At 56.1% G+C, this 1,199-nt stretch carries 1 pseudogene; it reads left to right on the top strand.

The features are described from left to right. Positions 1 to 160 precede the first annotated feature (160 nt). Positions 161 to 1,161, top strand: a pseudogene (locus tag ACXAHG_RS23480) (IS30 family transposase). Positions 1,162 to 1,199: the final 38 nt, after the last annotated feature.

The following is a 1,199-nucleotide window of genomic DNA, read 5'->3' as shown; positions in this document are numbered from 1 at the left end:
TGCTGAGATCTTCGAAAACGAGCTGATGGAAATCCAAAACCGATTGGAATAGAACGGCATATCAGAAATTGCGCTTCAGCGTGAGTTCACAATGGAGCGCGCTACCTCCAACTGCGATACTTGTTAGAAAACAGCATGTTATCTGACGAGAGGAATCGAAATGGGAGCTGTTTACAGCCAGCTGAGTATCACTGAGCGGCGTAAGATTGAACGCTGGAGGCATGCGAAGGTTCCAGTTAACGAGATGGCGCGCGCGCTTGGCCGCTGCAGATCGACGATATTCCGGGAACTGAAGCGGAACCATTTTTCCGATCCCTGCCTGCCAAAATGTGATGGCTATTACGGTGCCGCGGCCCAGCTGATGGCAGCCGACCGGCGCGCGCGACAACGGAAACTGATCCGGCATCCTGAATTACGTAAGCGCGTCGTGGAAGGTCTGAAGAACGGGTGGACCCCGGAGCAAATCGGAAACCGGATGATCCATGAAGGCGCCAGGCTTCGGGTCTGCCAGGAAACCATTTACCGCTACATCTACTCCAAGGAAGGTATGGGACAGGAACTCTGGTGGTATCTGCCAACCCACCGCGCAGCTCGCAGGCCAAGGCGCGCCCGCAAGCTTCAGAAGTCCAAATTCCATTGTGATGTCAGTATCCTGTTCCGCCCGGATTATGTGGCCCACCGCCGCCAGTTCGGGCACTGGGAAGCTGATCTTATGCTGTTCAAGCAAAGCCTTGGACAGCCCAATGTGACTTCCCTGGTTGAGCGCGCCAGCCGCTTCACGGTCTTGTTGAAGAACCCGAACAAACGCACGAAGCCCGTCATGGGCAAGATCATGAGGGCCATCCGTGATCTGCCTCACCTGGCGCGGAAATCGATCACCTTCGATCACGGCACCGAGTTCGTTAGCTGGCCGCACCTGCAAGCCGAAATCGGAACACAGACTTGGTTCTGCGACCCATCAAGCCCGTGGCAGAAAGGCACCGTCGAAAACACAAACCGGCGGGCCGGCGATGGCTCCCGCGAAAGCGCGACATCCGACAGCTCTCAGATCACGACATGAAAGTGATCTGCGGCCGTCTTAACAACACACCCCGCAAATGTCTCGGGTGGAAGACCCCAGCAGAGGTCTTCCGGGAAAAGATGCTAGAGGAAATGAGGTGAGCCACCTACCCTGGACCCAGACAAGAGTCGCGGTTCAA

Source organism: Leisingera sp. ABD4_442 (assembly GCF_056160905.1).
The sequence above is the reverse complement of the archived record's forward strand: the minus strand, read 5'-3'. Positions and strand labels throughout refer to the sequence as shown.